The following is a 24,059-nucleotide window of genomic DNA, read 5'->3' on the forward strand; positions in this document are numbered from 1 at the left end:
CCTTTAGCGCACACCTCCAAGCGGGTCTGCGATTCGGGTCAGATGCTTCCCGCAGCCTGCGCATCAGGCAAGGGCGGCCTTCGTCGGACTATTACCACGTAACGTGCTACCTGCTGGATGGTCCGGCCGGAGCACACGAACGTGACGATGTTGAATTCCGCCGACCTCTGACCCAAGTAAGGCCGCGTCAAGTCATGCGTGATGCCGGGTTCAACCCAGGTCGCTCGGAAGTCGCGCGAGCGGAACGCCGCACCGTTGTCCGTCAGCAGCCGCCGCTTTGTTGGCAAAGGCGATGAAATGTGCCTTGCCGGTGACGTTGCCGTATCTGGGCGAGGCTCGATGCCACCATGCGGTCGCCGGGTGCGGTGCCCTCGCAAATCCGATTCCCATTGCGTCGAGAAACGCGTGCGATCCGCCGGACTTGGCGTGATGTGACGCTTTTGAACTCACGAACACGACCGCAGTCGGCTTGAGCACATGCACGACAGCCTGGAACACGGTGTTCGCAACCTCGGCATCTTGGTTCGAGACCTTGATGGAATCACCCGAAACCTCGGCGGGCCGCTGGAAGAAGTTCATGAATGCAATCCGCGCGAAGACCTGTGCGCTACCGTCGCCGAACGCGGAACTCGCGGCAAGGGCAGTCTCGATGTTGCGGTAGATCACCTTCGCCCTCCCTTTCCACCTGTTGTTGATGCCGTTCTGAATGATGGCTCTCGTACGAACCCATCCGAGGCGGCCTGGTGGCACTGCAGACCTTGCGTACCAGCCACCGATGTCCAGGTGGAATTGATCTTCGGGGGGAAGGTAGTGGCTCTCGCCGACGACGAGCAATTTCAAAGAGCGGGCTGAAAAGCCTGTCCCCACCCAAAGCTTCATCTCCGGGTAGGTTCGATAGTGCTCGATCTGATCGAGCGCATCATCGAATTCAAGGGACGAGTGGGCGGGCGGGCTCGGGGATGCTGGCATGGGGGAGGCGATTGACATTCCGGCCATTGACGGTGAAGCGCCGAGTATGAAGGGCCCATCCTGGCCGGATATCTTTTGCGGCGTTGGTCGCGCATGCGGCGAGAAGAAAAGGCCCGAAAGGCCTACCCAGAGGGGAAGCGGGGAAACGACCGAATTTGCCCGCTGCGTGTTCTAGCCAGCCGCCGCGCCACCAGAGAAGTGCCCCCCAGATGCCATCGATAGATGGCCCTGCATTCCGAGCCGTCCGATTGCGAGGCTTAGACTTCGAAGTCTGACAAGGACTTTCCAATGGCCAGCGCATCGGTGACGGTGGTCGATACCGAAGACCGGCCCGTCGTTCACTCCGATCGTGGTGCCCACTATCGCTGGCCAGGCTGGCTCTCGCGTATCGCTGATGCGAAGCTCATTCGCTCGATGTCGCGCAAGGGGTACTCGCCTGATAACGCGGCATGCGAAGGCTTCTTCGGTCGGTTGAAAGCCGAGCTGTTCTATCCTCGCAATTGGCAGTCCATAACCATTGAGCAGTTCATGCAGGCCGTGGACTCCTACATCCGTTGGTACAACGAACAGCGGATCAAGATCTCCCTGGGCTCTCTCAGTCCCATCGAATACCGAGAGAGCCTTGGACTTACGGCATAAAACCAGTCCAAGTTTTTATCCGCACCCCCTGTTTATCAATTTTCGGCGGCAATCAACACTCAGTGCAAACCCCGACAGCGGAACTCGGATCCGCGGGAGCATTGTTTGATGGATCGATCAATCGGTCATACCCTGCGATGCCGGTATCCAAACCGTACCCCTTAGCAGCCGACCCAGCTTCATGCCCGAACGCCATTCCGGAAGCTGGCGCCTCCAGGAAATCCAGTACCGTTTGCGCAATTCTCCGCGTGTCGAAAAAATCCACCAGTCTTCCACTGACGCCATCGCGAATCACCTCGCGCACAGGCGCAGTATTGGACCCCACGATCGGCGCACCGCAAGCCATTGCCTCCAGTAGCGACCAACTCAGCACGAAAGGGTACGTTAGGTACACATGGGCGGCGGAAACTTGAAGCACTCGCAAGTATTGCGCACGGGGAACGCGCCCGAGAAAATGAGTTCTGTCAGGGTCGAGGGATATCTCGCGCAGCATCTTCACCCTCCAATTCGGAGCATCCGACGGTCGCCGGCCATAACTCACACCGTCGCCGCCAACAATGATTGCGTGGGAGCGCGGGTGTAGCGCCTGGATCCGCTGCAGAGCCCGCATGAAAATGTGGAACCCACGGTAAGGCTCCAAATTGCGCGCCACATAGGTAATGACGGGATCTCCAGCCTTTAGGTGGGTGCCGTTGGGTGTCGTTAGAGTTGCCAGGGGATCAGGGCGTAGCCCGTGCGTGTCGATACCTTCATGCTGCACCACGATCTTGGGCTGCAGGATCATGGGAAAGCGGCTGCGCTGCCACTGAGTTGGACTCACTGCCACATCGCATTGCACCAGATCGAGCGCATGCTGCGCGTTCCAGGTTCGAATGCGTGCGCAGTCATCGAAACTGGATGGAAATTCCGGATCGAAGCCCACGTCGCCCCCCTCCGCGCCGTAGTACCACTCACACAGATGTACAAGACGCGCCTTCGGGAATACATCCTTCGCGTACAGCATCTCGCCCCACCCTGGATGGGCCAGTATCACATCGGGCACGTACCCCTTCTGGCGCAAGCTCAACATTGCCCGTGCGACTGCTTGCCCGTGAAGAACGGCGGATTCCATCGACCGCAGATAAGGGTGCTGTCGCGGATGCGGCGAACGAGCGAGGCGATAGCGAGTCATCGCTGCGAACCCGTCAAGACCAGGGGCGCTCTCGCGACCAAGCGCGCGAACTTCCCAACCCGGGCGTTGCTCCCACGTTCGAACGAGATGGCCGAACTGGCCGGGAAAGTTCTGATGGATGACGAGAATCCGCATCAGACCATCCCCAGGCAGCGCGTATCCGGACCCGCATGAGCGAGCGCGAACCCCGTCACTCTGAATAGATTTGATATCGCGCTCAGACCGGCGCTCCTCTCTTTTGCATAGTTTCCATCGAACACCGGAATCGTATGAGCTGTCCGAACGGGGCTAAGTCATGGAAGCTAGGTTCATCTGTGCCACGCTCTCAATTCGCGCGATACTGGGCTGCAGAAGTACTGCACTACGCGGATCTATTGCAGTCTCATACTGGTAGACGGTAGAAGGAATGGACGGCATGCCGCGAGGCGACCGTTCGCCGCCGAGATTCTCTCCCACGCGCAGTGCCTCTTCGAGACTTGCCCAAGCGTCCACTCGTGCCCACACATCCGTCGGGTAACTCGATGCGCGTTGCGCCGATGGATTCGACAAGAAATCCCCTGAAGCAGGCCGAAACCAGTTCTTGTTCGATTCAATGCTCCGCAGCAACTGTGCAGATGCCGGGTCCAGTCCCTGCCCCAATGACGGAGACGGGTTCACCTCAGAACCAACGCTGGATTGCGAAGGTTCCGTCGAAGTCGCGCCTTCAGGCAGGGAGACATTTGGCCTCAAATCGATCGAGCCCGAGAAGTACTTCTCGCTCAACGAAGAGGCAGCCGGCTGCTCCTCTTCGGCGCTATCTCGACCATCGTCTTGATTCGAAACGAGCGCGTTCGAGAGCCGTGGCGATGCTGAAACTGGCGAACCACCAGTCGTTGCAATATCGCGGGCAAAGGCCATATCGACACGCGATGACTCTTGTATGGACGTCGACGATTCAACAGTCAAGGCAGATACTTGCGAGGGCTCCGTAGGCCATTCAAAAGTGAACGCTTGCGCCTGTATGAAGGTGGGGTCGTACAGGATGTCTTGCGGCATTTCTGCGAAGCCGCTACTAGCCAACTGCTCTGTGGCGGAGCTATACGAGGCATACGCGAGCGTTCCATCGTGAGCAAAACGGTAGGCCAAGTTTCCACCGAGGCCGCTACTATCGCTGGAGCTCAGCCACGCAGCTGCCAGTATTGCTTCAGAGGGTGACCAATCGATGAGCGACGAATTCTGTGCATATGCACTGTCGTAGGCCGCCACCAGTGCGGTGAAGTCCAAGTTGGTCACCCGGCTGCTTCGCAAGACATCTCCCGACCCCGGCGCGTAGTCTGTCGTGGAATCCACAACCACCTGCAGGTTCACGATGGTTCTGTTTGTTTCGGACAGATACCAATCTCTCAGTCGCACGGAATCAGACGTGCCACTGACCTTTAGCAGAAGATCCGGGCCATTGCGAGAGAGTTGAATCTCATCCAAGCGCACCTGCCCCAGGCTAAGGGTATCGTCATGTTCGCCGGCGCCGTAACGAGGGGCGTTGACGACATCCTCGCCGTCGCCCCGGTTGAAAGCCACGAGGTCTGCTCCGCCACCGAGATTGTGCGTATCGTTACCTACCCCACCCGCCAGCAAGTCGGCCCCAGCGCCTGAGTTCAGGACGTCGTCGCCTAGGCCACCGTCAAATGCATTGTTGCCGGCGGCGTCCGACAAATGATCACCGCCACCTTGCCCCAACAGCACATCAGCGCCCGCGCCTCCATCCAGAGCGTTGCCCGCGGCATTGCCCATAACCCAGTTGTTTGATGCACTGCCGAAGCCGTCGATAGATTCGCCACCCGTAAGCACCAGGTTTTCCAGGTTCGGGCCAAGTTTGTATGTAGCGCTGCTACGCACGGTATCGGTGCCCTCAGCGGCATACTCGCCGATCCAGTCGCTCTGGTCATCCACGATGTATGTGTCATCGCCGAGCCCGCCGATCAACTCGTCAGCTCCCGTTCCTCCATCCAAAACATTGGCCGAAGCGTTTCCGATCAGCAAATTATTCAGATCGTTGCCGTGGCCGTTGATCGCGTCGGCGCCAGTGAGAACAAGGTTCTCAACCCGAGCTCCAAGCGTGTAGCTGATCGAACTCAGTACTTGGTCATCATTGTCATTCCAACCGTCCTCCTGTACAGCATCACCAGCATCGTCCACCACATAAGTGTCATTTCCAGTACCTCCGATCAAAAGATCAGCTCCTGCGCCACCATCCAGTAGATCGTTGCCGCTTCCGTCACTCAACGTATTGGCAGCACTATTTCCGATCAATGCGGTGTCGCCGCCGTTGCCTATGCCATTAATGGCGGCGGTTCCAGTTAGGACCAACCTTTCAATGTTCGCGCTTAGAGAATATGAACTCGAGCTGAGAACGACATCGTTGCCGGCTTCACTGGCTTCCAGGACGGAATCACCCGCGCTCTCCACAATGTAGGTATCGTCGCCGGCGCCACCGCCCATGGTGTCTGTGCCTGCACCACCGTCCAACGTGTTGTTGGCATCGCTCCCAATAAGTACGTTGTTTGCAGCATTTCCTACACCACGCACAGCTGCGAGCCCTGCCAACGTAAGGTTCTCTACGTTATCGCCCAGCAGATAGTCCGTCGTGCTTGAAACCGTATCGTCGCCTTCGCCCGCATACTCCAGCACGACATCGCTGGGGTTGTCGATCAGGTAGGTGTCATTGCCGACATCGCCGATAAGCGTGTCTGCCCCTCTTCCTCCATCAAGCGTATCGTTCCCGGCCAAACCTGCGAGAACGTTGTCAGTCATCCCACCTGTGAGGGAATTGTCAGCAGCGTTGCCTGTTCCGCTGATTGCCAACCCATAGCGCAAGTCAAGGTTCTCGAGACCGGCACCCAACACGTAGTTGACGGCACTCAGAACTGTATCGAGGCCCTCGCCGCCCACCTCCAAGACAATATCCTGGGCGACATCTACGAAATAGGCATCGTCGCCAGCGCCGCCGGTCATGGTGTCAGCACCGAATTGCCCGTCCAGGACATTGGCTTGAGAATTTCCCAGCAGAACATTATCGAGCTCATTGCCAGTTCCATTGATCGGACCGATAAAGCCAGTGAGGGTTAGATTTTCTAGGTTCTCTCCCAGCACCCAGCTAACGCCGGATTGAACGGTATCCAGTCCTTCACCGACGCCCTCTATAACTGCATCTCCTCCCCCGACGACATAGGTGTCATTGCCAGCTCCACCCGTCAATACATTCTGTGAGCTATTGCCAACGATCACGTTGTCGAGTGAATTGCCCGTTCCGTTGATCGCGCCCGCATCACCACTGAGCGTAAGATTCTCTAGGTTCGCGCCGAGCGCGTAAGTGGTGTGGGCCTCGACCGTATCCGCTCCCTCACCGATGCTTTCCAAGATCACGTCGGCAGTCGACTCCACGACGTACATGTCATCTCCCAGGCCACCAATGAGAGTGTCAACGCCAATAGACCCATTGAGGGTGTCGTTTCCATCCGCGCCGCTCAGCAAATTATTGGAAGCGTTACCAAGCAGGACGTTGGCGAGCGAATTACCTGTCCCACTAATGACCGTGGAGCCCGTTAGTGTCAGGTTCTCAAAATTGGCCCCTAGCGTGTAGGAAACATCGGACTGAACCGTGTCAACTCCTTCTCCGCTGTTTTCGATCGCCGTATCACCGTTTCCGATCACATAAACATCGTCCCCGGCGCGACCTGTCAGCACGTTACTTGCACCGTTTCCAGTCAATACGTTGTTCAACGCATTGCCTGTTCCATTGGTGGCCGAAGTACCCGTGAGCGTCAGGTTCTCGAAATTCTCTCCAAGCGCGTAGCTAACAGAGCTTTGGATGGTATCGATCCCCTCGTTCACATTCTCAATAGCTAAATCGGCGCTGCTGTCTACGATATAGGTGTCGTCTTCCTTTCCACCGATCATTGTGTCGGCGCCGGCGCCACCATTCAAAATATTCCCGTAGTCATTCCCCGTCAAGATATTGTCAAGGGAATTGCCCGTGCCCGAACGAGCATAGTAGTCTGCCAATGTCAGGTTTTCGATGTTGGCGCCCAGCACATAGTCATAGGAAGATCGAACGGTGTCGACACCTTCGCCAACGTTCTCAGTGACCACCGCGGTCGAGTCGGAGACTATGTAAGTATCGTCTCCAATTCCGCCGACGAGCGTATCAGCGCCTCCCGCCCCATTCAGGGTGTCGTTTCCCGCCCCCCCGGTCAGCGCATTGACGGCGCCATTGCCCAGAAGGACATTGTTCAGTGAGTTGCCGGTGCCATTGATTGCACTCGAACCGGTCAAGGTCAGGTTTTCCAAGCTTGCACTCAGCACATAGGCGGTCGACGACTGGACTGCGTCGACTCCTTCGTTTGCGTTCTCGACGATCGTGTCAGAAACGTCGCTGATCACGTACGTGTCGTCGCCCAAGCCACCGCTCAGGATGTTCGCTCCGGCATTGCCGATCAGCACGTTGTTCAGCGAATTGCCCGTGCCGTTAATTGCCGCGACCCCAGTCAGCGTAAGATTCTCGACATTGGCCGTCAACGCATAGCTCACCGACGACTGGACCGTATCGGTACCTTCGCTCAAGCCCTCGACCACAGTGTCGGTAGCACTGTCAACAATATACGTGTCGTTGCCCAGTCCGCCGTTCAATGTATCGTCGCCGACTCCGCCATTCAGAATGTTATTGCCTGAATTGCCTGTCAAGACATTGTTGTTGGAGTTTCCGGTCCCGTTCAACGCCGCGGAGCCTGTAAGCGCAAGATTCTCCAGGTTGGTGCCAAGCGTATAACTGAAACTGGCCTGTACAGTATCGACACCTTCGTTGGCATTCTCCACCACCGAGTCGCCGCTGGAAATCACGTAGATATCGTTCCCCAAACCACCCGTCAAGATGTTGATGCCACTATTGCCAGTAAGAACATTATTGAGATTGTTGCCGATCCCGTTGATTGCACCAGACCCTGTAAGGGTAAGGTTCTCCAAGTTAGCGCCCAAAGCAAGGCCCACACTACTTTGAACTGTGTCCGTACCTTCATTAGCACTCTCGACAATAATTGCAGAGGTCGAGGTGACAATATACGTATCATCACCCAAGCCACCAGAGAGAGTGGCGGCTCCGCCCCCGCCGTCAAGCGTGTCGTTGCCCGCTCCACCATTCAAGGTGACGGCGCTATTGCCAGCGACGAGAAGGTTGTCAAGTGCGTTCCCCGTACCCGTTGCGCCATTCTGCGAGAGCAAAAGATTTTCGACATTTGCAGTTAACGTATAGTTTCCATATGCGCGGACGGTGTCGATCCCCTCATTCGCGCCTTCAGTCACTACATCGAGCGCACTATAGACTTCATAGAAGTCGTTGCCGGTGCCTCCCAACATCGAATTAGCACCCCAGCCATAGTAGCCGCGCAGGGTGTCATCGCCCATCCCTCCAATTAAAGTGCTGGTTCCGTTCTTATTTCCCACCAGATCATCATTGCCTGCGCCGCCATCCAGCCGATCATTGCCATCCATCCCGAAGAGATAGTTGTTTCCACTATTTCCGACAAGGACATTGGCTGAATTATTGCCACGAAGTTGACCATTCGAATTTCCCGTCAAGGTTCCATTCTCGACGTTTCCAATATATATGTAGTCGCCATTCTGATAGTAATAAGAATCGTAGAGATAAATATCCTGATCGGACTGCAAGGTGTCATTTCCTTCGCCCGCATTTTCGATACCCCTCCCTTGCCCTCCGTTAACGATGTAAAGATCGTCTCCTGCACCACCGTAGAGAGAGTCGTCGCCTCCTTGTGCAACTAGAGTGTCGTTGCCACTAGCGCCGTATAGGGTGTCGGCCCCCGAATTCCCGGCTTCGAGCAAGTTTGCGCCGGAGTTTCCGTTGATAACGTTATTGAGGCCGTTGCCAGTCCCATTGATGGCTCCAGTCCCGGTGAGGGAGAGATTTTCGAAGTTGTCCCCGAGTACGAAAGTCGTGGCGATCTGAATGGTATCCACGCCTCCCCCCGCCTCCTCAACCATTGCAACGGCTGAGTTGGAGAAAATGTAGGTATCGTTCCCAGCACCTCCAATGAGCGTATCGGTGCCCCCGCCACCGTTGAGCGTATCGTTTCCGTCTCCGCCAGCCAAAACATTAGCTGCGCTGTTCCCAGTGAGCACGTTGTTGCCCGCATCTCCGGTTGCGTTGATAGCTGCAGTTCCGAGAAGAGTAACGTTCTCAACATTGCCGCCGGAGACGAAGGTGATGTAGCTCTGAACCGTATCGTTCCCCTCGCCAGCATTCTCGATAGCCGCGTCGGCGGCGCTGTCTACGACATAAGTGTCGTCGCCTGCACCACCGATTAGCTGATCACCCCCAGCAGCACCGTCCAGCACATTGTTGCCAGCGTTGCCCAAGAGAGTATTCGCCAGCGCATTGCCGCTTCCGTTGATCGATGAGGCGCCAGTCAATGTAAGATTTTCTACATTGACGCCCAAGGTGAAGCTCGCGGACGAAAGAACAGTGTCAATCCCTTGATCGGCGCTCTCGCTCACAGTGTCGCCGGCCCCAACGACATAGGTATCGCTCCCGATCCCGCCAGAAAGGACATTGGCGGCACTGTTGCCGGTCAGAACGTTATCCAGACTGTTTCCGGTACCGTTAATGGCTGAGGTCCCGATCAGCGTCAGATTTTCGAGGTTTGCGCTGAGCGTGTAGGTGACGGATGACTGGACCGTATCCACACCGGCGTCGGCGTTCTCGACGGCGGTATCTCCGCTACCAATCACATAGGTATCGTCACCGAGTCCGCCCGTCAAAACGTTCGAACCGCCGTTACCTGTCAGGATGTTGTTCAGGCTATTGCCTGTGCCATTGATCGCGGTGGTTCCGGTAAGGGTCAAATTCTCTAGGTCCGCACTCAAGGCATAAGCAACCGACGACTGGACAGTATCGATACCGCCATTGGAATTCTCGACGACGGTATCGCCCAAGCCGACGACGTACATGTCGTCCCCGGCGCCGCCGACGAGCACGTTCGCAGCCGAATTCCCCGTCAGGGTGTTATTCAGATCATTGCCAGTCGCATTGATGGCGGTCGTGCCAGTCAATGTCATGTTCTCTACGTTCGCAGACAAGGTATAGGAAACGGAGCTCTGAACCAAGTCGGTTCCACCGCCCACGCCCTCCGTCACCGTGTCCCCTGCGTTCTCGACAATGTAAGTGTCGTCGCCAGCGCCACCAATCAGTGAGTCAGCGCCTGCCGAACCATCCAGTACGTTGGCAAGCGCATTGCCGGTCAACACATTGACGCCGGCATTGCCGGTCCCATTGATCAGCAAGTCGGGCGCGAGGACCAGATTTTCCAGATTAGCGCTGAGGGTATAAGTGAATGCGGCCTGGATCGTGTCAATGCCTTCATTAGCGTTCTCGGTGACAACGACTTTCGATGTGTCAACTATGTAATAGTCGTTCCCGGTCCCACCGACCAGAGTGTCCGTGCCTCCGGCCCCGTTCAAAATATCGTTGCCGGCTCCGCCCGTTAGCGAGTTGTTCGCGGAGTTGCCCAGCAGCCCGTTGTCCAGCGCATTGCCCGTCCCATTGATTCGGTTCGTTCCCGTTAGCGTCAGGTTTTCGACGTTACTTCCCAACGTGTAGGTAAGGCCGGCTTCGACAGTATCGATGCCCTCGCTGACGTTTTCCTGAACGGTGTCTCCACTCGTGACGATGTACGTGTCGTCGCCCGAGCCCCCAGCAAGAATATTATTGGCACTGTTCCCGGTAAGCACATTGGCCAGGCCATTACCACCTGCGTTGATCGCGGCGGTGCCAGTGAGCACGAGGTTGTCAACATTTGCCGCAAGGGTATATGTGACCGAACTCTGCACGGTGTCGAGCCCTTCTCCATTGTTCTCGACGATGTTATCTGCAGCGTTATCGACGATATAGATATCGTCCCCAGCCCCGCCCTTAAGCGTGTCGATTCCGACTCCACCATCTAACACGTTGCTCGCGGTATTGCCAACCAGAAGGTTCGCGAGCGCATTTCCCGTTCCATTGATGGCGCTGGATCCGGTCAGTGTCAGATTTTCTAGATTGGTTCCGAGTGTGAGTCCAATGCTGGTTTGAATTGTTTCCGTACCCTCGCTCGAATTCTCGACGATGGTGTCGGTCGCGCTATCAACGACATAGGTGTCATCTCCCAGCCCGCCAGACAACGTATCAATGCCCGCGCCACCATCGAGCGTATCGCTGCCTGTTCCGCCATTCAGCGAGTTCGCCCCTCCGTTGCCGATCAACAAGTTGTCGAGGCCATTACCCACTCCATTGATCCCCGAAGTACCCGTTAGCGTGAGATTCTCAACATTGGACGCGAGCGAATAGGTGACGGAGCTTTGAACGAGATCGACGCCGTCGTTCGAGCTCTCAACCACGACGTCGGCAGAGGCATCGACAACGTAAGTGTCATTTCCACTCGCGCCCACCATGAGGTCACTTCCTGCGCCCCCATCGATGAAATCATCTCCAGCATAACCATAGATCGTGTCGGCCCCGGCAGCACCGGAGAGGCTGTCGCTTGCAAGCGTTCCGTTGATCAGGTCTGCATCGCTGGAGACGGTGCCAAACGCAGCAAGATCGCTTTCGCCCCAGATGGTTCCGTCATCAAATACAACCTGCGCAACACCGCTGAGCCCGCTTGCCGAATCGTTTCGATACTGCAATTGAATTGTCAGTTGATCCGAGCCATCAAGGCTGAACAACAGCAGATCCTCGCCACGTCGAGCGGCAATAATGTTTGAAGCGGTGAAGCCTGAGCCGAGACGAAGGATGTTTTCCCTCGCGCTGTATGGAGCGGCCCGATCGTTGATAGTGTCGAAGCCCGATCCGACGTTAAAGATGTAGATATCGTTTCCCGCGTTGCCCTGAAGTAGATCACTCCCGGCGCCGCCATCCAGCGTGTCATCGCCGCGTCCGCCGTTGAGCGTATCGTTACCGCCCAATCCGGAGAGGATGTCATTGGTCTCGTACCCGGACAGCACCTCATCCGCGGCTGTCGCCGGAGGCATCGCGCCCCTGATGAAGGCAGAATCCCAAACAGAGTTATCCGAGAGAAATTCGATCTGTTCAATCGTCCCAATCGGCCCACTACCGAAGTCTTGGAAATAGCCGGTCACACGAAGTCGGTCGATTGGCGAAAGCGAGAGGACAAGATCCTCGTTCTCTCTGGAGATCGAGACAGCGGCTGGCAGGATGTTGGCAGCCATCACAATCTTGTCCAGCGCTCCACTTCCGTTGGTTTCACCGCTGATCGTGTCCGAGCCTGATCCATATGCGAAGATATCGTCGCCGATGCCGCCCACTAGAAGGTCATCTCCGACGCCGCCATCGAAGGTGTCATCTCCTGCACCTCCATCCAGGGTATCGTTACCAGCCAAACCGTTCAAGACATCATTGGCGTTGCCACCTGCTATCTGGTCGTCTTGCACACTGGCAATCAGAAGCAGTTGATCGATAGTCTGCCGCGTCCAGATGGTTCCATCGCCGAACTGGATTTCCTCGACTCCCCGCCCTGCGGTCCCGTTATATTGATTCTCGATTGTCAGTTGGTCCGGCGAACCTTGAATCGTCAGAACAAGATCGTTGTTGACGCGCCTCGCCATTACCTCAGTAGGACCAACGCCGGCACCGATTCTGACCGTGTCGATAGCTGTTGTGCCCCCACCGTCACGAACAGTGTCCCTCCCGGAGCGCAAGCCGAAGGTGTAGATGTCGCTTGCAGATGAATCCCAGGAGATGTCACTGCCAGGCGTTCCCGGTTGAGACATGGAGATGGTCGACGGCAACCACGCAGTGCCATCGGCGAACTGGATACTGGCGACCTGGTTGCCGTAAAAATAGGCCTGCGTCTGAGTGCTCGGGTTATAGGCGTATTTGGTAGAGGCGAAATGCCCTTTGATCGTCACTGCATCATCGGTGCCATTGATCGCGAGCACCAGATCGTCTCCCTGTCTGAATCCTTGGACATCTTCCCGTTTGACGCCCGCATTGAATTGAAGGGCGCCAGTCCCACTCAGTCCGCTGTATGCACCGTCAAAGTTGTAGACGGTGTCGCGGCCATAACCGCGGCCGAACACATATGTGTCCACACCAGCTCCTCCGGAGAGCATGTCGTCGCCGAGGCCGCCGTCAAGCCTATCGTCGCCGTACTCGCCGGAAAGGAGATCGGTCCCGCCATCACCGACCAGGGTGTCATTGCCGTAAGACCCGTAAAGGCCATCGTTCTCGTCACCCCCTTCCAGCACGTCGCCGCCGTCCCCGCCTACCAGTTGGTCAATGCCTGAACCGCCTCTTAGGAGATCGTTGCCCGCTTCGCCATAAAGACGATCATTCCCAGTGCCGCCGTAGAGCACATCGAGGCCGTCGCCTCCTTGAAGTTCGTCGTTGCCGTCGTCTCCGCTCAGCTGATCATCGTCATCCTGGCCGACCAGAAGATCGTCGCCGGCGCCGCCGAAGAGAGCGTCAGCTCCTTTGCCGCCCTGGAGTTCATCGTTGTCATCCTCGCCATCGAGATGGTCGTCCCCGGCGAGTCCGAACAACCTATCTCTCCCCGCCCCGCCGAGCAGGGAGTCGTTGCCATGATTTGCCTCAGCCAGCGCAACATCGTCGCCAACCAACAAGTCGTCATCGGCTCCGCCAAGGAGGGTGTCATTGCCGCCGCCGCCTACCAGTTGGTCCGCTCCTTCGCCACCGTCCAGATAGTCATGACCTTGGTACTGCGCGTCCAAGACTGAATCATCCCCAAAGACCGTGTCGTTACCGGTGTCGCCGAACAAGTCATCGCTTCCGCCTCCGCCCACCAGTTGATCGGCACCGTCGCCGCCGTCGAGGTGGTCATCACCATGGTATTGCGCCGCCAGAGTGTTGCTGTCCCCCCAGATGATGTCGTTGCCGGCACCGCCGAACAGCTGGTCGTCGTCGCCATCGCCCAGCATCTGGTCGTCACCCTCTTCGCCATCGAGGTAGTCTTGTCCATGCGCCGAGCCGGCGACGACATCGCCATCGCCAGTCATCGCGTCGTTGCCTGCGCCTCCAAAAAAATGGTCGCCGTTTCCACCGCCAACCATCGTGTCAGCGCCGTCGCCGCCATCCATGTAGTCCACCCCATGGTAGGCGGCGTCCAGTTGGTAGCCGTCGCCGAACATAAGGTCGTCGCCGGTGCCGCCAATCAATTCGTCATCGCCGCCATCCCCATACAACGTGTCGTTGCCGTCGCCTCCATCCAGATAGTCGTTTCCATGGCCAGTGACGACTGCATAGTTCAACAACACCGGGTCATCGGAATCACCATCGCCTTGCAATTCGTCGTTGCCACTACCGCCCTTCAGGAGATCACTGCCAACGCCGCCAACGACGAAGTCATCGTCATCGCCTCCGTCCAGATAGTCATCTCCACCTTGGGCCAGCATGAAGTCGACTCCCGCGCCGCCCAGCAATACATCCGCATCGGCCTGCGCCGCCAGCTGGTAGTCGATGCCGGTGAACTCCGCCACCCAACCGTTGGGGCTGCCGTCCGGGTTGTACTGGGGCAATCGGGCAATCTGCCAAACCGCGTAGTTCACAGGGCCCGCATTCATGTCGCCGAACATGTTGTCGTCGCCAGCGCCGCCAACGAGCAGGTCTCTGTCCGAGCCGCCAAACAACGCATCGTTGCCAGCATCTCCGACCAAGGTGTCGTCGCCTGCCGAACCCTCCATCAGGTCGGACTGTGCATCCGATTCGGCGACGCTTTGCGCCAGCACCTCCTCGATCGGCTTGAAGATGTCGGCATACATCCTGTCGTTTCCATCGAAGCCGAAACCCACATCGCGCTCGGTGCCCAGTTCGATCAGGTCGGCGCCTGCGCCTCCCTCGACTCCGTCACGGCCGGCACCGGTCTTGATCCAGTCGTCGCCTCCGCGGAAGGCGAACACCAAATCAGCACCGCCGCCCGAAATGATCTCATCGTTGCCCGCGCCATCGTAAAGCGCGTCAGCGCGATCCGGCGCAACGGCCGAAGTAGTAAGCACGTTGCCCAGGTCGTCGTAGGCGACGGGATCGACCGGTTGAAGATCTCCGCGTATCAGGCGAGAGGTCTGCGGCTCTGTCGGAGAGAGCGATTCGGGCAGGTTGATGCCGAGGTTGCCGGAGGCGAAACTCTTGACCACTATGTTCACGCCCGCGCCGCTGATGCTGAGCGTAACGGTGCTGCTGGAGTCGGCGCTGGTCGTGTAGGTGAAGCGTTTGTCCTCGCTTTGCCATATGTTCGTGCTGCCCGCGACCCGCGTTATGTTGTCCGTGCCAAGGATGGTTTCGCTGTTGTCGCTGGCGATCACCTTGATCAGGCCCTGGCCGTCGGCATCCAGGATAGTGTCGCGGCCCGCATCGGCACGGACGATGTAGGTGTCGCTGCCGGCACCGCCCACCAGGGAGTCGAGGCCTTCGCCACCATCGAGTGTGTCGTCGTCGGAGTCGCCTTGAAGGTAGTCGTCACCAGACTTGCCATTGAGGTAGTCCGCGCCGCCTCCGCCATACAAGTGGTCTCCCTCCCCGGTCGTCGCAGCGTCAGAACCGGCGACCTCGTTGTCCTGATTGTTGCCGAACACGATTCGCTGGGCTTCAACAGCACCCGCATTGACTGCTAGGCCGCGGGTCTTTACAGTCAGTCCCGTGGCAATGTCCACGTAGGTCCGGTTGCTACGATAGCGCTTGTCGTCCAACGCAATGCTGCTGTCCAAGTTCCTGCTGTTTTGCTCGACTACCTTCGCGAGCATCGTGGAGCGATCATCCAGCCAGTTGTCGGTAAAGGTCGATGGACTCGCTGCCGACTGGTCGGCCTGCCATGTTGCATAGGTGCTGGGCCGCAGCATTGAAGCCTGGCTTTGACTAAAGGCGAAGGTACTCAAGGAGTCCAGCGCGAGCACCGCGCCGAAGTCGCTTCGAGCCAGACCACGAAGCTCCGCTGCCGTCAGCGGCCGGATGCCGGTGGTGTCAGCGTTGATGAAGGCGTTGAACAACGCGATGGCATTGGCCTTGAAATCGGCATCGGTGACGGTGGGCGCCACCTCATTGCCCAGCGCGCTGCGCCGCAGCATGTCGAGCACTTGAGCGCTGTCCTGTTCAGCTATGTAGCCGAGCCATTGGGCCGCAATCGCGTTCTGCGGGCCGACGAGTTGCTTGAACCAGCTCTCAGCGGAGATGCCGCCGTTTATGACGTCTGCCCAGGTGTTGACGGCCAGCCCAGTGTAGGTCTGGATGATGAAGCTGTTCCGACCGCCACCGAAATATGCCGAAAAATTCCCTTCCTTGTTGAAGGCGTACTTGAAGGCATCCCAAGCGAAGAGCATGTCGCGCAAGTCGCGCAGGGTGTCGAAGGCGACGGCCTGGCTGGACGGGTCCTTTGGTAGGAGGAGCCGGTCGGTGTACATGCCGCCGAGCTTCCCCAACATGGCGATGCCTGGCCAAGTCTGATTGAGGTAGTACTCGGAACCGGGGAGTTCGTTGCCAGGGAAGAGAGTGTCGCGAACGCCATTGAGATCCTGGTCACCGATTTCCTGGACGGTAGGAAGCTGTCCTTGGATAGAACTTGTGTCGTCGAGGATTTGCTTGGCAAAGTACTCTCCTACCTTGTTCGAAGCGACCTGCAACAGCGTGTCGTCGCAAGGCACTCCACGCACATCGCATTGCCGCTGGTTGTATTCACGGATGATCTTCGAGAAGACGCCGTCACCCCGGTTCACGCCCGAGGCGCCGATCAGCCAGATCACCGATTGCCAAGCCTCCTGGCCCATTTGCTGCTTCACGAAGTCTGTGGCCTGGCCCCATTGCGTAATTGTCAAGTCGGGCCAGTCTTGCCACAGCGACTGGCTGGCCGGTACCGCCGATCGCAGCACCTGCTCGAGGACGTACTGATAGACGGTTGCATACGCCCCCACTGTTGAACTCCCCGCCGCCTTGGCTTGGGCATCGAGCGTTCGAAGCTGGTCCATCTGCATGGCGTTGAAGACGAATGACGTTGGCATGGTTTACTCGCTGAAAGAGAAATCAGCGACGAGCGCTGCTCGTCGCAACAAACGGCGGGGGCGCCTGTGGATCGGTGGTTTGATAGCTGGTAACGAACTCGGTGAAGCCGCTGGTCAGTTCGCGCCATTGCGGCAGGAACTTGATGGGGAAGGTCATGCCCGCGGAGAAACCCGGCGCTACAAACGAGTAGTAGGTCGCAGGTCCAGAACATGTTGCCTGGTCGCTGTCGGCTGAAGCCTTTTCGTACCGCTTTGAGCAAGAAAATATTGCAGGCTGCCCCAGATGCCAAGTCTTGGGCTCCGCCATTGGCTCGTAGAAGATGCTCGTCTGCTCCGGCTTCTTTGGTTCGTCCAGGACATCCTTTGCAACGTGACCGGTGTATTCGTACAGGCCAAGCTCTGGACGCGCAGTACGTGTCAGTTCTTGCCAGTTCACGAGATGCCTGGGCCTGCCTATCAATCGAATAGAGCGGAGATTGACAAATGCTTCCTCTTTGACCTGTGGAAGTCTGGCTGGCCAGTAAAGATCAGGTTGCCCATTGAGGTGATCGCGATCAACGCACTGCAAGACGATCGCCGCCAGATTCGCCACTCCGTTGACCACGTCGTAGCGCCTGCAAGTGCTGCCATCGATGGCCGAGCCATTGGGCGCGCGAAGAACCTTCGAGTCGTCGCAGAGCTTGGGATCAGCGTGGTACTGCGGCGAGAAATCGGGAATCACCGCATAGAGCAGCCATTCCTGGTCGGGTTGCGACATTGACCCGCCATACCCAGCGCGCTTGCGAAAGGCGTATTGGCCAACGTGCCGATACGTATCGCCAGTTGTGCGAACGCGTTCATTGGTCAACGGCGTAAGTCCCTGCGCTCGCCGATTGATCCAGGCGCGCTCCTCGCAGTCACTGAGGGAGGCCGGCGTGCCGTCGCGATCCATCCCGCGATTCGTGTTGCGATGCTGCTCCTCCTCCCATGTGAGCTGGATCGTGCTGCCCTTGCCGCCGATGTGCTTGCGTTCGTAGTCGCGCTGGCAGCCGATCAGCGCCGCCGCTGCAGCACAGATCAGCGCAATGGTGCTCCAAGGCCAAAAGGTTCGCCTGACGCTTACCTCTGTTTGAATCTGATCGATCTGCGTGGCGTTGAAGAAGAATGTCGTTGGCATAGTTTGTTCACTATTTGCAAAACAAGAACTCACGCTGAATGCTGTTGTGCCGGAACGAAGATTTGCAGGTCTTTGGTTGTTTGATAGCGATCGGCGAACTCGGTGAAGCGCTCGCGCTTAAGTTGGCTGGTAGTGGCACAGGCGACTCGCATCGTTTCAGTAGCCTGGCCGGCGGCGTAGAAGCAAGCTCATCTTTCTCTCGCCGCTTCCTGAAGCGTCCTGCTGACAGGGCTCAGCAGATACTCTATGACCGTGCGCTCACCTTGGTGGATCTCCGCGCTGACATGCATGCCGGCGTCCAGTGTGTAATGCTGCGTTTGTGATCGGTCAGCTGCTTCAAGGTACTGCGTCGTAAGTTTGATCAAGGCCCTATAGCCTCCGACAGACTCTGCAGTCCTGGCCCCGGTTTGTGCCGTATCGTTGGCGCTGGGCGTCGCGTCGGGTGCTACGGATTGCACTTGCCCGTCCAGCAAGCCATACTTCTGGAATGGGTACGCAGCTAGTTTGAGCTTGACCTCTTGGCCTTTATGAATGAAGCCGATATCCTCGTTCTTAATCTGCACCTCAGCCACCAGAGCCTCTCCCTTCGGGACCAACGTTAACAAGACCAATCCGGGTTGTACGACTGCGCCTCTAGTTGTAGTTGCCAAGTCCTTCACTACACCCGTTTGAGGAGCCTTTAGTTCGGTCAAGTTGGTCTTAAATCCAAACTTCTTTTCTTCCTGCTCCAACTTAAGCAAGCTCGCCATGATCTCGGTCCGCTCGGTCAGCAGCTGACTGCGATAGTTGCTCGTTAGCGCGGCAATCTTCTTGTCCTGAGCCAGGATGCCGGCGGTCAAGCCATCAACAGTCGCGATCTGCGCCTTCAGGTCTTGGGCCTTCTCTACAGCCTCGCGTTCTTTTTCATTGCCGGCCATTTGACTGAGAAAGCCCTCGTTGACGAGCTTTCGATGCGCCTCGGCAGACTGCTGATAGCTTGGCAAGGTCACCTTAAGCTTGTTGAGCGTCTCCTGTGCTGCCTTCAAATCTTGCGCCGTTCGCTCTCGCACCGCCGCCTCTTGCGCCAGTGCATCCCGGTATGCCTGACTGCGGCTGTCGCTTTGCAGCTGGACTTGGGCAAGTAACGCCGCGTGATCTCCTGTAATCGCCCGCAGCGAACGTCCTGCCAATTCAGCATCGATACGTCGAAGCGCCAAGCGCTTTACTGCCAACTCGGAGGCCAGGCTCTGGCCATCCGCAGCACTCAGTGTCGAGTCCAACCTGATCAAGGTCTGGCCCGCTTGCACCAGATCGCCTTCCTTGACCAGGATGTCGCTCACAATGCCTGCTTCGGCCGGCTGAACAATCTTCACGTAGCTCTGCGGCACCAGCTTTCCGTCGGCGCTGGCCACCACATCCAATTTACCCAGGGTGGCCCACAGCAACATGAGTCCACACAACGAAACGACGGTATAGAGCACAGCCCGCGGCAACGCGGGCGGCGGGCTGTCCTGAATACTCAACAGCCCGGGTGCAAACTCAAGCGCGTCCGCGTGAAACTTCATGCCTGAGCCTCCTTGACGCGGGCGACCGCCTTGCGAAGCACTCCATCGCGTATCACGTAAACCTCGTCAACATGCAATGTTCGAGGCAACGCGTGCGCAATGAATATCAATGTGACTTGGCCCTTGAGCTGATTGACAGTTGCGGCGAAAGCTTCTGCCGTCTGATGATCCAGCGCGGACGTCGCTTCATCAAAAATCAAAATCCGCGGTCGCTTCAGTAGCGCCCTGGCGATAGCGATGCGCTGCTTTTGTCCACCGCTGAGGCCCGTTCCACGTTCGCCGATCTCGGTCTTGTAGCCCTGAGAGAGGGCTTCGATGGTGCTGTGAATATCCGCCTTTTTGCATGCGTCAACCACCTCGTCGAAGCTGGCCGACGGATTTGCAGCCAGCAAGTTGTCGTAGATGGTGCCGCTGAAGAGGATGGTTTCCTGCGGGACCACACCGAAGTAGTTTCGGAGCTCGTTGGCGGACAGATGTCGAGTGTCCACGCCATCGACCTTGATGGTGCCCTCGCTTGCTCGGTAGAAGCCCTGCAGAAGCTTTGCCAAAGTGGATTTGCCCGAGCCGCTCGGCCCCATGATCGTGATGGCCCGTCCGGGCTCCACGTTCAAATGCACATCGCGGTACAGATAAGGCCGGTCTTCGCCGTACCGAAATCCCACTGCCTCGAACTCGACGCGCCCACCTGTCTCGCTTTGGCGCGATGGGGTTAGCGCATAAGGTTCGGCAGGTGCGTTCATCAGGTCGCCCAGGCGCTGAACTGCCAAGCTCGCTTCTTGGAACTGCTGCCACAGGCCAACCAAGCGCAACATGGGCTGGCTGATTCTCCCCGCGAACATTTGAAACGCCACCAACATACCGATGGTGAACGGCGCGGCCCCCGGGGGCGGATTCATGACAGCCCATGCTCCGACCATCAGCACCAGCACGGTCATCACCTGCTCCATCGCGCTCGCGACAGTGTTGTATGTGTTGCCGATCTGCTTTGTCGCGAAACCCGATTGAAGATAGGTCGCGAGATAGTCGCTATAGCGCGCGTTCAGCAACGGCTCCATCTGCAGGCTCTTGACAGTTTCGTGCCCCGCCACATGTTCGGTGACAAAGGCTTGATTCCTCGCACCCAAGAGAAACTGCTGATTCAGCCGGCGCTGGAACAGCGGCGCCACCAGGAACGACAGAATTCCGATGACACAGAGAATGCCCAGAACGATCAGCGTCAAGGGCACCGAATAGGTGAACATGACAGCAACTGCTATCAACAGGAACGGGACGTCGAGCACAAGGCTTATTGCCGCGGAAGCAATGAACTCCCTGATCGTTTCCACACCATGCAGACGTGCCGCAATGACGCCGGTGGGACGGTACTCAAAATACTTGACCGGCAGTTTGAAAAGATGCTCGAAAACGGTTGCTCCGAGCACCGCGTCCACCCGGTTTCCGGTATGGAGTACGAGATACTGCCGCACCCAGCCCAGCAGTGCTGTAAACACGACGAATATGCCCATCGCCGTCCCCAGCACGATCAGCGTGCTCTGCGTTCGGTGAACCACCACCTTGTCGACGACCGCTTGCGTAATGAGCGGAAATGCCAACGAGACGAGCTGAAGGAACAAGGAAGCCAGCAGCACCTGCTTCCACACGGTCTTGTGCTTGAGTAGTTCTGGAACGAACCAGCCGAAACCGAAAGCGCTGGTTCGGCGCGCGCCATCGGGATCACTGGGATCCTTGCTCTGTACTTTGGCCTGAACGACTCGGCCCGCAAATTTTGCGGCGAACGTTGTATGCGGCTCTGTGATGACGCCGCCTTGGCCCGTGTGCGGCGATAGATAGGCAACATTCTCACCGTCGGCGTGCAGCACCACTGTCGGGTCGCCGCCTTCCATGTCTGCGATCAAAGGAAAGCTGAGTTGCGCCAACTTACTTGGCGCCACCGCCTTGCGCTTGGCATGGAAGCCCAATTCACGTAACGCCCGCAGCAGTGCGTCTGGATGATGTGGAGGCGGAAAACGATGCGCGAGCAAACGAGCATCGAATGGAACGCGATGCAATGCGCACAATGCCCCTATGAGCGACACCAGGTAACTCCCTGCGTCATGCTCCGAGATCTCTCCGTTACCCCTCAGCAGTTCCATATCTCCCACCCCGTTTTTTTTTCCGAATGTATCAGGGATGGGAAAAAATCACATTGATATTTCGAGGTGTATCCAGCCACCCTTCAAGGAAGAAAACAAAAGTACTGTTTTCACATTCGTCACGGACGGTTGCGGCTTTTTCTGACCAATGCCTTGTTGTTTTCTCGGTAACGAACAACTGGACAAGCGTCGTATGCGACGAGACATCGATGATGACGATTCGGCAAGCGGAATGACCATCGCCCCTCTGAATCAGACTTGGGGCGCTGGTCCAATCGGAAGAGCCATCACACGCTCGGCTAGATGGCACCTTCGCATCGACGAGCCCCACTTCATCGTGACAGTGGGTAGTCAAAGTAAAAAAATTGACCTCTCAATGGTCGAGTACATGAGCGTCAAACGGGGGCTCGTCTGGTCCGAGATTTGCCTTCGCTTGCCAAACAAGCCACCCCTGACACTCGACGGCATCTCCAACGCGCACGCGACTTCGATGTCGAAGGCTTTGTTCGTCGCGAAGACGCGGTATGACCGACGATTGCACATTCAAGCCCAGCTTCGAGAGTTCGATCTCACCGTCAAGCCTGTGGATTCGTGGGGCAGAAATTTCCATGAAGCGTGCAATCAGCAGCTCGCCGGCAAAAGATGGCTGACTCAGGAGTTCGTCTCGGAGTGGGCGAAAACAAAACCCGGAGGCAATTTCCGAGCACTTCTCGGCGAGCCCGAGGTGCAAGATCACCTCAAGTCGAAATCCGAAGGCCTTCAAGCGCATGTGAAACTCTGGCAAACAGACATCGTCCCTTTCGCACGAGCCCTCAATGAACACCATCTCGCTCGCGCGTTGATCGACCACAAGGATTTCTTCGACACGATCGAGAAATCTCCCCTGACCGGCGAGCAAGCCAAGGCGGTGGTGAGTTTCGACAGTCGCATGCTGGTTGTCGCATCCGCAGGCTCGGGGAAGACTTCCACGATGGTCGCGAAGGCGGCGTATGCCCTGCGGCTGAACATCGTTCCTCCAGAGAAGATTCTCCTGCTCGCGTTCAACAACGAAGCCGCTAAGGAACTTCAGCAAAGGGTCCGCGACAGGCTGACCGCCGTCGGCTTGCCCGCCGAAAAAGTGGTTGCGCGCACCTTTCATGCGTTTGGCCTGGACGTCATAGGCGCCGCAACAGGAAAGAAGCCGAGGCTTGCGCCATGGCTCGATCAGGGACGAGACATGGACTACTTGATGACCATCGTTGATCGCCTGAAGGATCGAAACCCAGCCTTTCGAACGAACTGGGAGCTATTCCGCATGGTGCTGGGCCGAGATCTCCCCTCCTTCGGCAAAGAGGAACCCGAGGACTGGGATCCGAACACGAAAACCCGCGGCTTCAGGACACTGCAAGGCGACGTGGTCAAGAGCCAGGGCGAACGCATGATTGCCGATTGGCTTTTCTACAACGGCGTCGCGCACCGCTACGAGAGTGCCTACAGCGCGGACACCGCCGATGCAACGCACGGGCAGTACAGGCCCGACTTCTACTATCCTGACATCGACACCTACCACGAACACTGGGCGCTCGATGCGAATGGCAAGCCGCCGGACGAGTTCGTTGGCTATCTTCAGAGCATGGCGTGGAAGCGCGAAGTCCATCGCCGGAACCCCACTGCACTGATAGAAACCACGAGCGCGCAGCTGTGGTCGGGAGAGGCATTCCGCCTTCTGGCGAAGGAACTCACCACACGCGGCATCAAGCTCGATCCCAATCCTGACCGGCCGGCAGCCGGCAAGGCGCCGATCGAGAACCAGACGCTCCTCCGCACGTTTCGCACATTCCTCACCCACGCAAAGAGCAACCAGTTCAGTGGCGCCGATCTGCGGGCCCGGCTGGCGAGCCAACCGGCTGATGCGTTTCGCTACCGCCACGAGGTGTTCCTCTCCTTGTTTGAGGCAATTCGGAACGAGTGGGAGGCCTCGCTCATCGCCGAAGGGGTGATCGATTTCGAGGAAATGCTGATCCAAGCGGCGGACCATCTGGAAGCTGGTCGATGGAACAGCCCGTTTGAGTTGGTCATGGTCGACGAATTCCAGGATGCCAGCCGAGCACGGGCGAGGCTGACCCGAGCCTTGGTGAGCAAGCCTCATCGATACCTCTTCGCAGTGGGTGATGACTGGCAGAGCATCAATCGTTTCGCGGGGGCGGATCTGTCCGTGATGACCGACTTCGAGCAATGGTTCGGCAAGGCCTCGACCCACCGCTTGGAACGCACATTCCGATGCCCACAGTCGATCTGCGATGTGTCGAGCAAGTTCGTCTTGAAGTAATAGTCCGCTCGAGGCCGTTGTTGACGGCTGGACCGTTTAGGGCGTGACGTCGGTGACGTGCTGAAGCAGAGCGAACGCCACGCGCCATGCG

The 24,059-nt window shown here is 57.6% G+C and carries 6 protein-coding genes and 2 pseudogenes; 2 read left to right on the plus strand and 6 right to left on the minus strand.

Annotated features, from left to right (window positions below):
* Positions 1–176 precede the first annotated feature (176 nt).
* Positions 177–281 (minus strand): annotated as a pseudogene (locus BLR24_RS31155) (IS481 family transposase); the annotation flags it as partial.
* A 994-nt stretch (positions 282–1,275) separates the two neighbouring features.
* Between BLR24_RS31155 and BLR24_RS29940 the strand changes: the two are divergent.
* A pseudogene (locus BLR24_RS29940) lies at positions 1,276–1,608 on the plus strand (transposase); the annotation flags it as partial.
* Positions 1,609–1,660: 52 nt separating this feature from the next.
* Here the strand turns inward: BLR24_RS29940 and BLR24_RS29945 are convergent.
* From BLR24_RS29945 to BLR24_RS29965, 5 genes are all read right to left on the minus strand, one after another.
* A complete protein-coding gene (locus BLR24_RS29945) occupies positions 1,661–2,914 on the minus strand; it encodes a glycosyltransferase family 4 protein (RefSeq protein ID WP_093024286.1) in 1,254 nt (417 codons plus the stop codon).
* A gap of 153 nt (positions 2,915–3,067) precedes the next feature.
* Complete coding sequence (locus BLR24_RS29950) at positions 3,068–16,828, minus strand: calcium-binding protein (RefSeq protein ID WP_093024288.1); 13,761 nt, start codon at positions 16,826–16,828, stop codon at positions 3,068–3,070.
* A 22-nt stretch (positions 16,829–16,850) separates the two neighbouring features.
* A complete protein-coding gene (locus BLR24_RS29955) occupies positions 16,851–17,984 on the minus strand; it encodes a hypothetical protein (protein WP_093024290.1) in 1,134 nt (377 codons plus the stop codon).
* Positions 17,985–18,172: 188 nt separating this feature from the next.
* Positions 18,173–19,528: an HlyD family type I secretion periplasmic adaptor subunit gene (locus tag BLR24_RS29960; RefSeq protein ID WP_093024292.1), complete on the minus strand. Its 1,356-nt coding sequence runs from the start codon at positions 19,526–19,528 to the stop codon at positions 18,173–18,175.
* Entirely contained in the window at positions 19,525–21,660 is a 2,136-nt protein-coding gene (locus BLR24_RS29965; protein WP_093024294.1) for a peptidase domain-containing ABC transporter, read from the minus strand. The genes BLR24_RS29960 and BLR24_RS29965 overlap by 4 nt, the downstream gene beginning before the upstream one ends.
* A gap of 193 nt (positions 21,661–21,853) precedes the next feature.
* Between BLR24_RS29965 and BLR24_RS29970 the strand changes: the two genes are divergently transcribed.
* Complete coding sequence (locus tag BLR24_RS29970) at positions 21,854–23,968, plus strand: UvrD-helicase domain-containing protein (RefSeq protein WP_175543388.1); 2,115 nt, start codon at positions 21,854–21,856, stop codon at positions 23,966–23,968.
* Positions 23,969–24,059 lie beyond the last annotated feature (91 nt).

Origin of the sequence: Variovorax sp. OV700 (assembly GCF_900099805.1) — a bacterium.
In the GTDB taxonomy this organism is placed as follows: domain Bacteria; phylum Pseudomonadota; class Gammaproteobacteria; order Burkholderiales; family Burkholderiaceae_C; genus Variovorax.

What these genes read in the sequence shown, in the direction of transcription:
- BLR24_RS29955 (WP_093024290.1), bottom strand. Translation starts at nt 17,984, where the DNA reads ATGCCAACGACATTCTTCTTCAACGCCACGCAGATCGATCAGATTCAA.
- BLR24_RS29960 (WP_093024292.1), bottom strand. Translation starts at nt 19,528, where the DNA reads ATGAAGTTTCACGCGGACGCGCTTGAGTTTGCACCCGGGCTGTTGAGT.
- BLR24_RS29950 (WP_093024288.1), bottom strand. Translation starts at nt 16,828, where the DNA reads ATGCCAACGTCATTCGTCTTCAACGCCATGCAGATGGACCAGCTTCGA.
- BLR24_RS29965 (WP_093024294.1), bottom strand. Translation starts at nt 21,660, where the DNA reads ATGGAACTGCTGAGGGGTAACGGAGAGATCTCGGAGCATGACGCAGGG.
- BLR24_RS29970 (WP_175543388.1), top strand. Translation starts at nt 21,854, where the DNA reads ATGCGACGAGACATCGATGATGACGATTCGGCAAGCGGAATGACCATC.
- BLR24_RS29945 (WP_093024286.1), bottom strand. Translation starts at nt 2,914, where the DNA reads ATGCGGATTCTCGTCATCCATCAGAACTTTCCCGGCCAGTTCGGCCAT.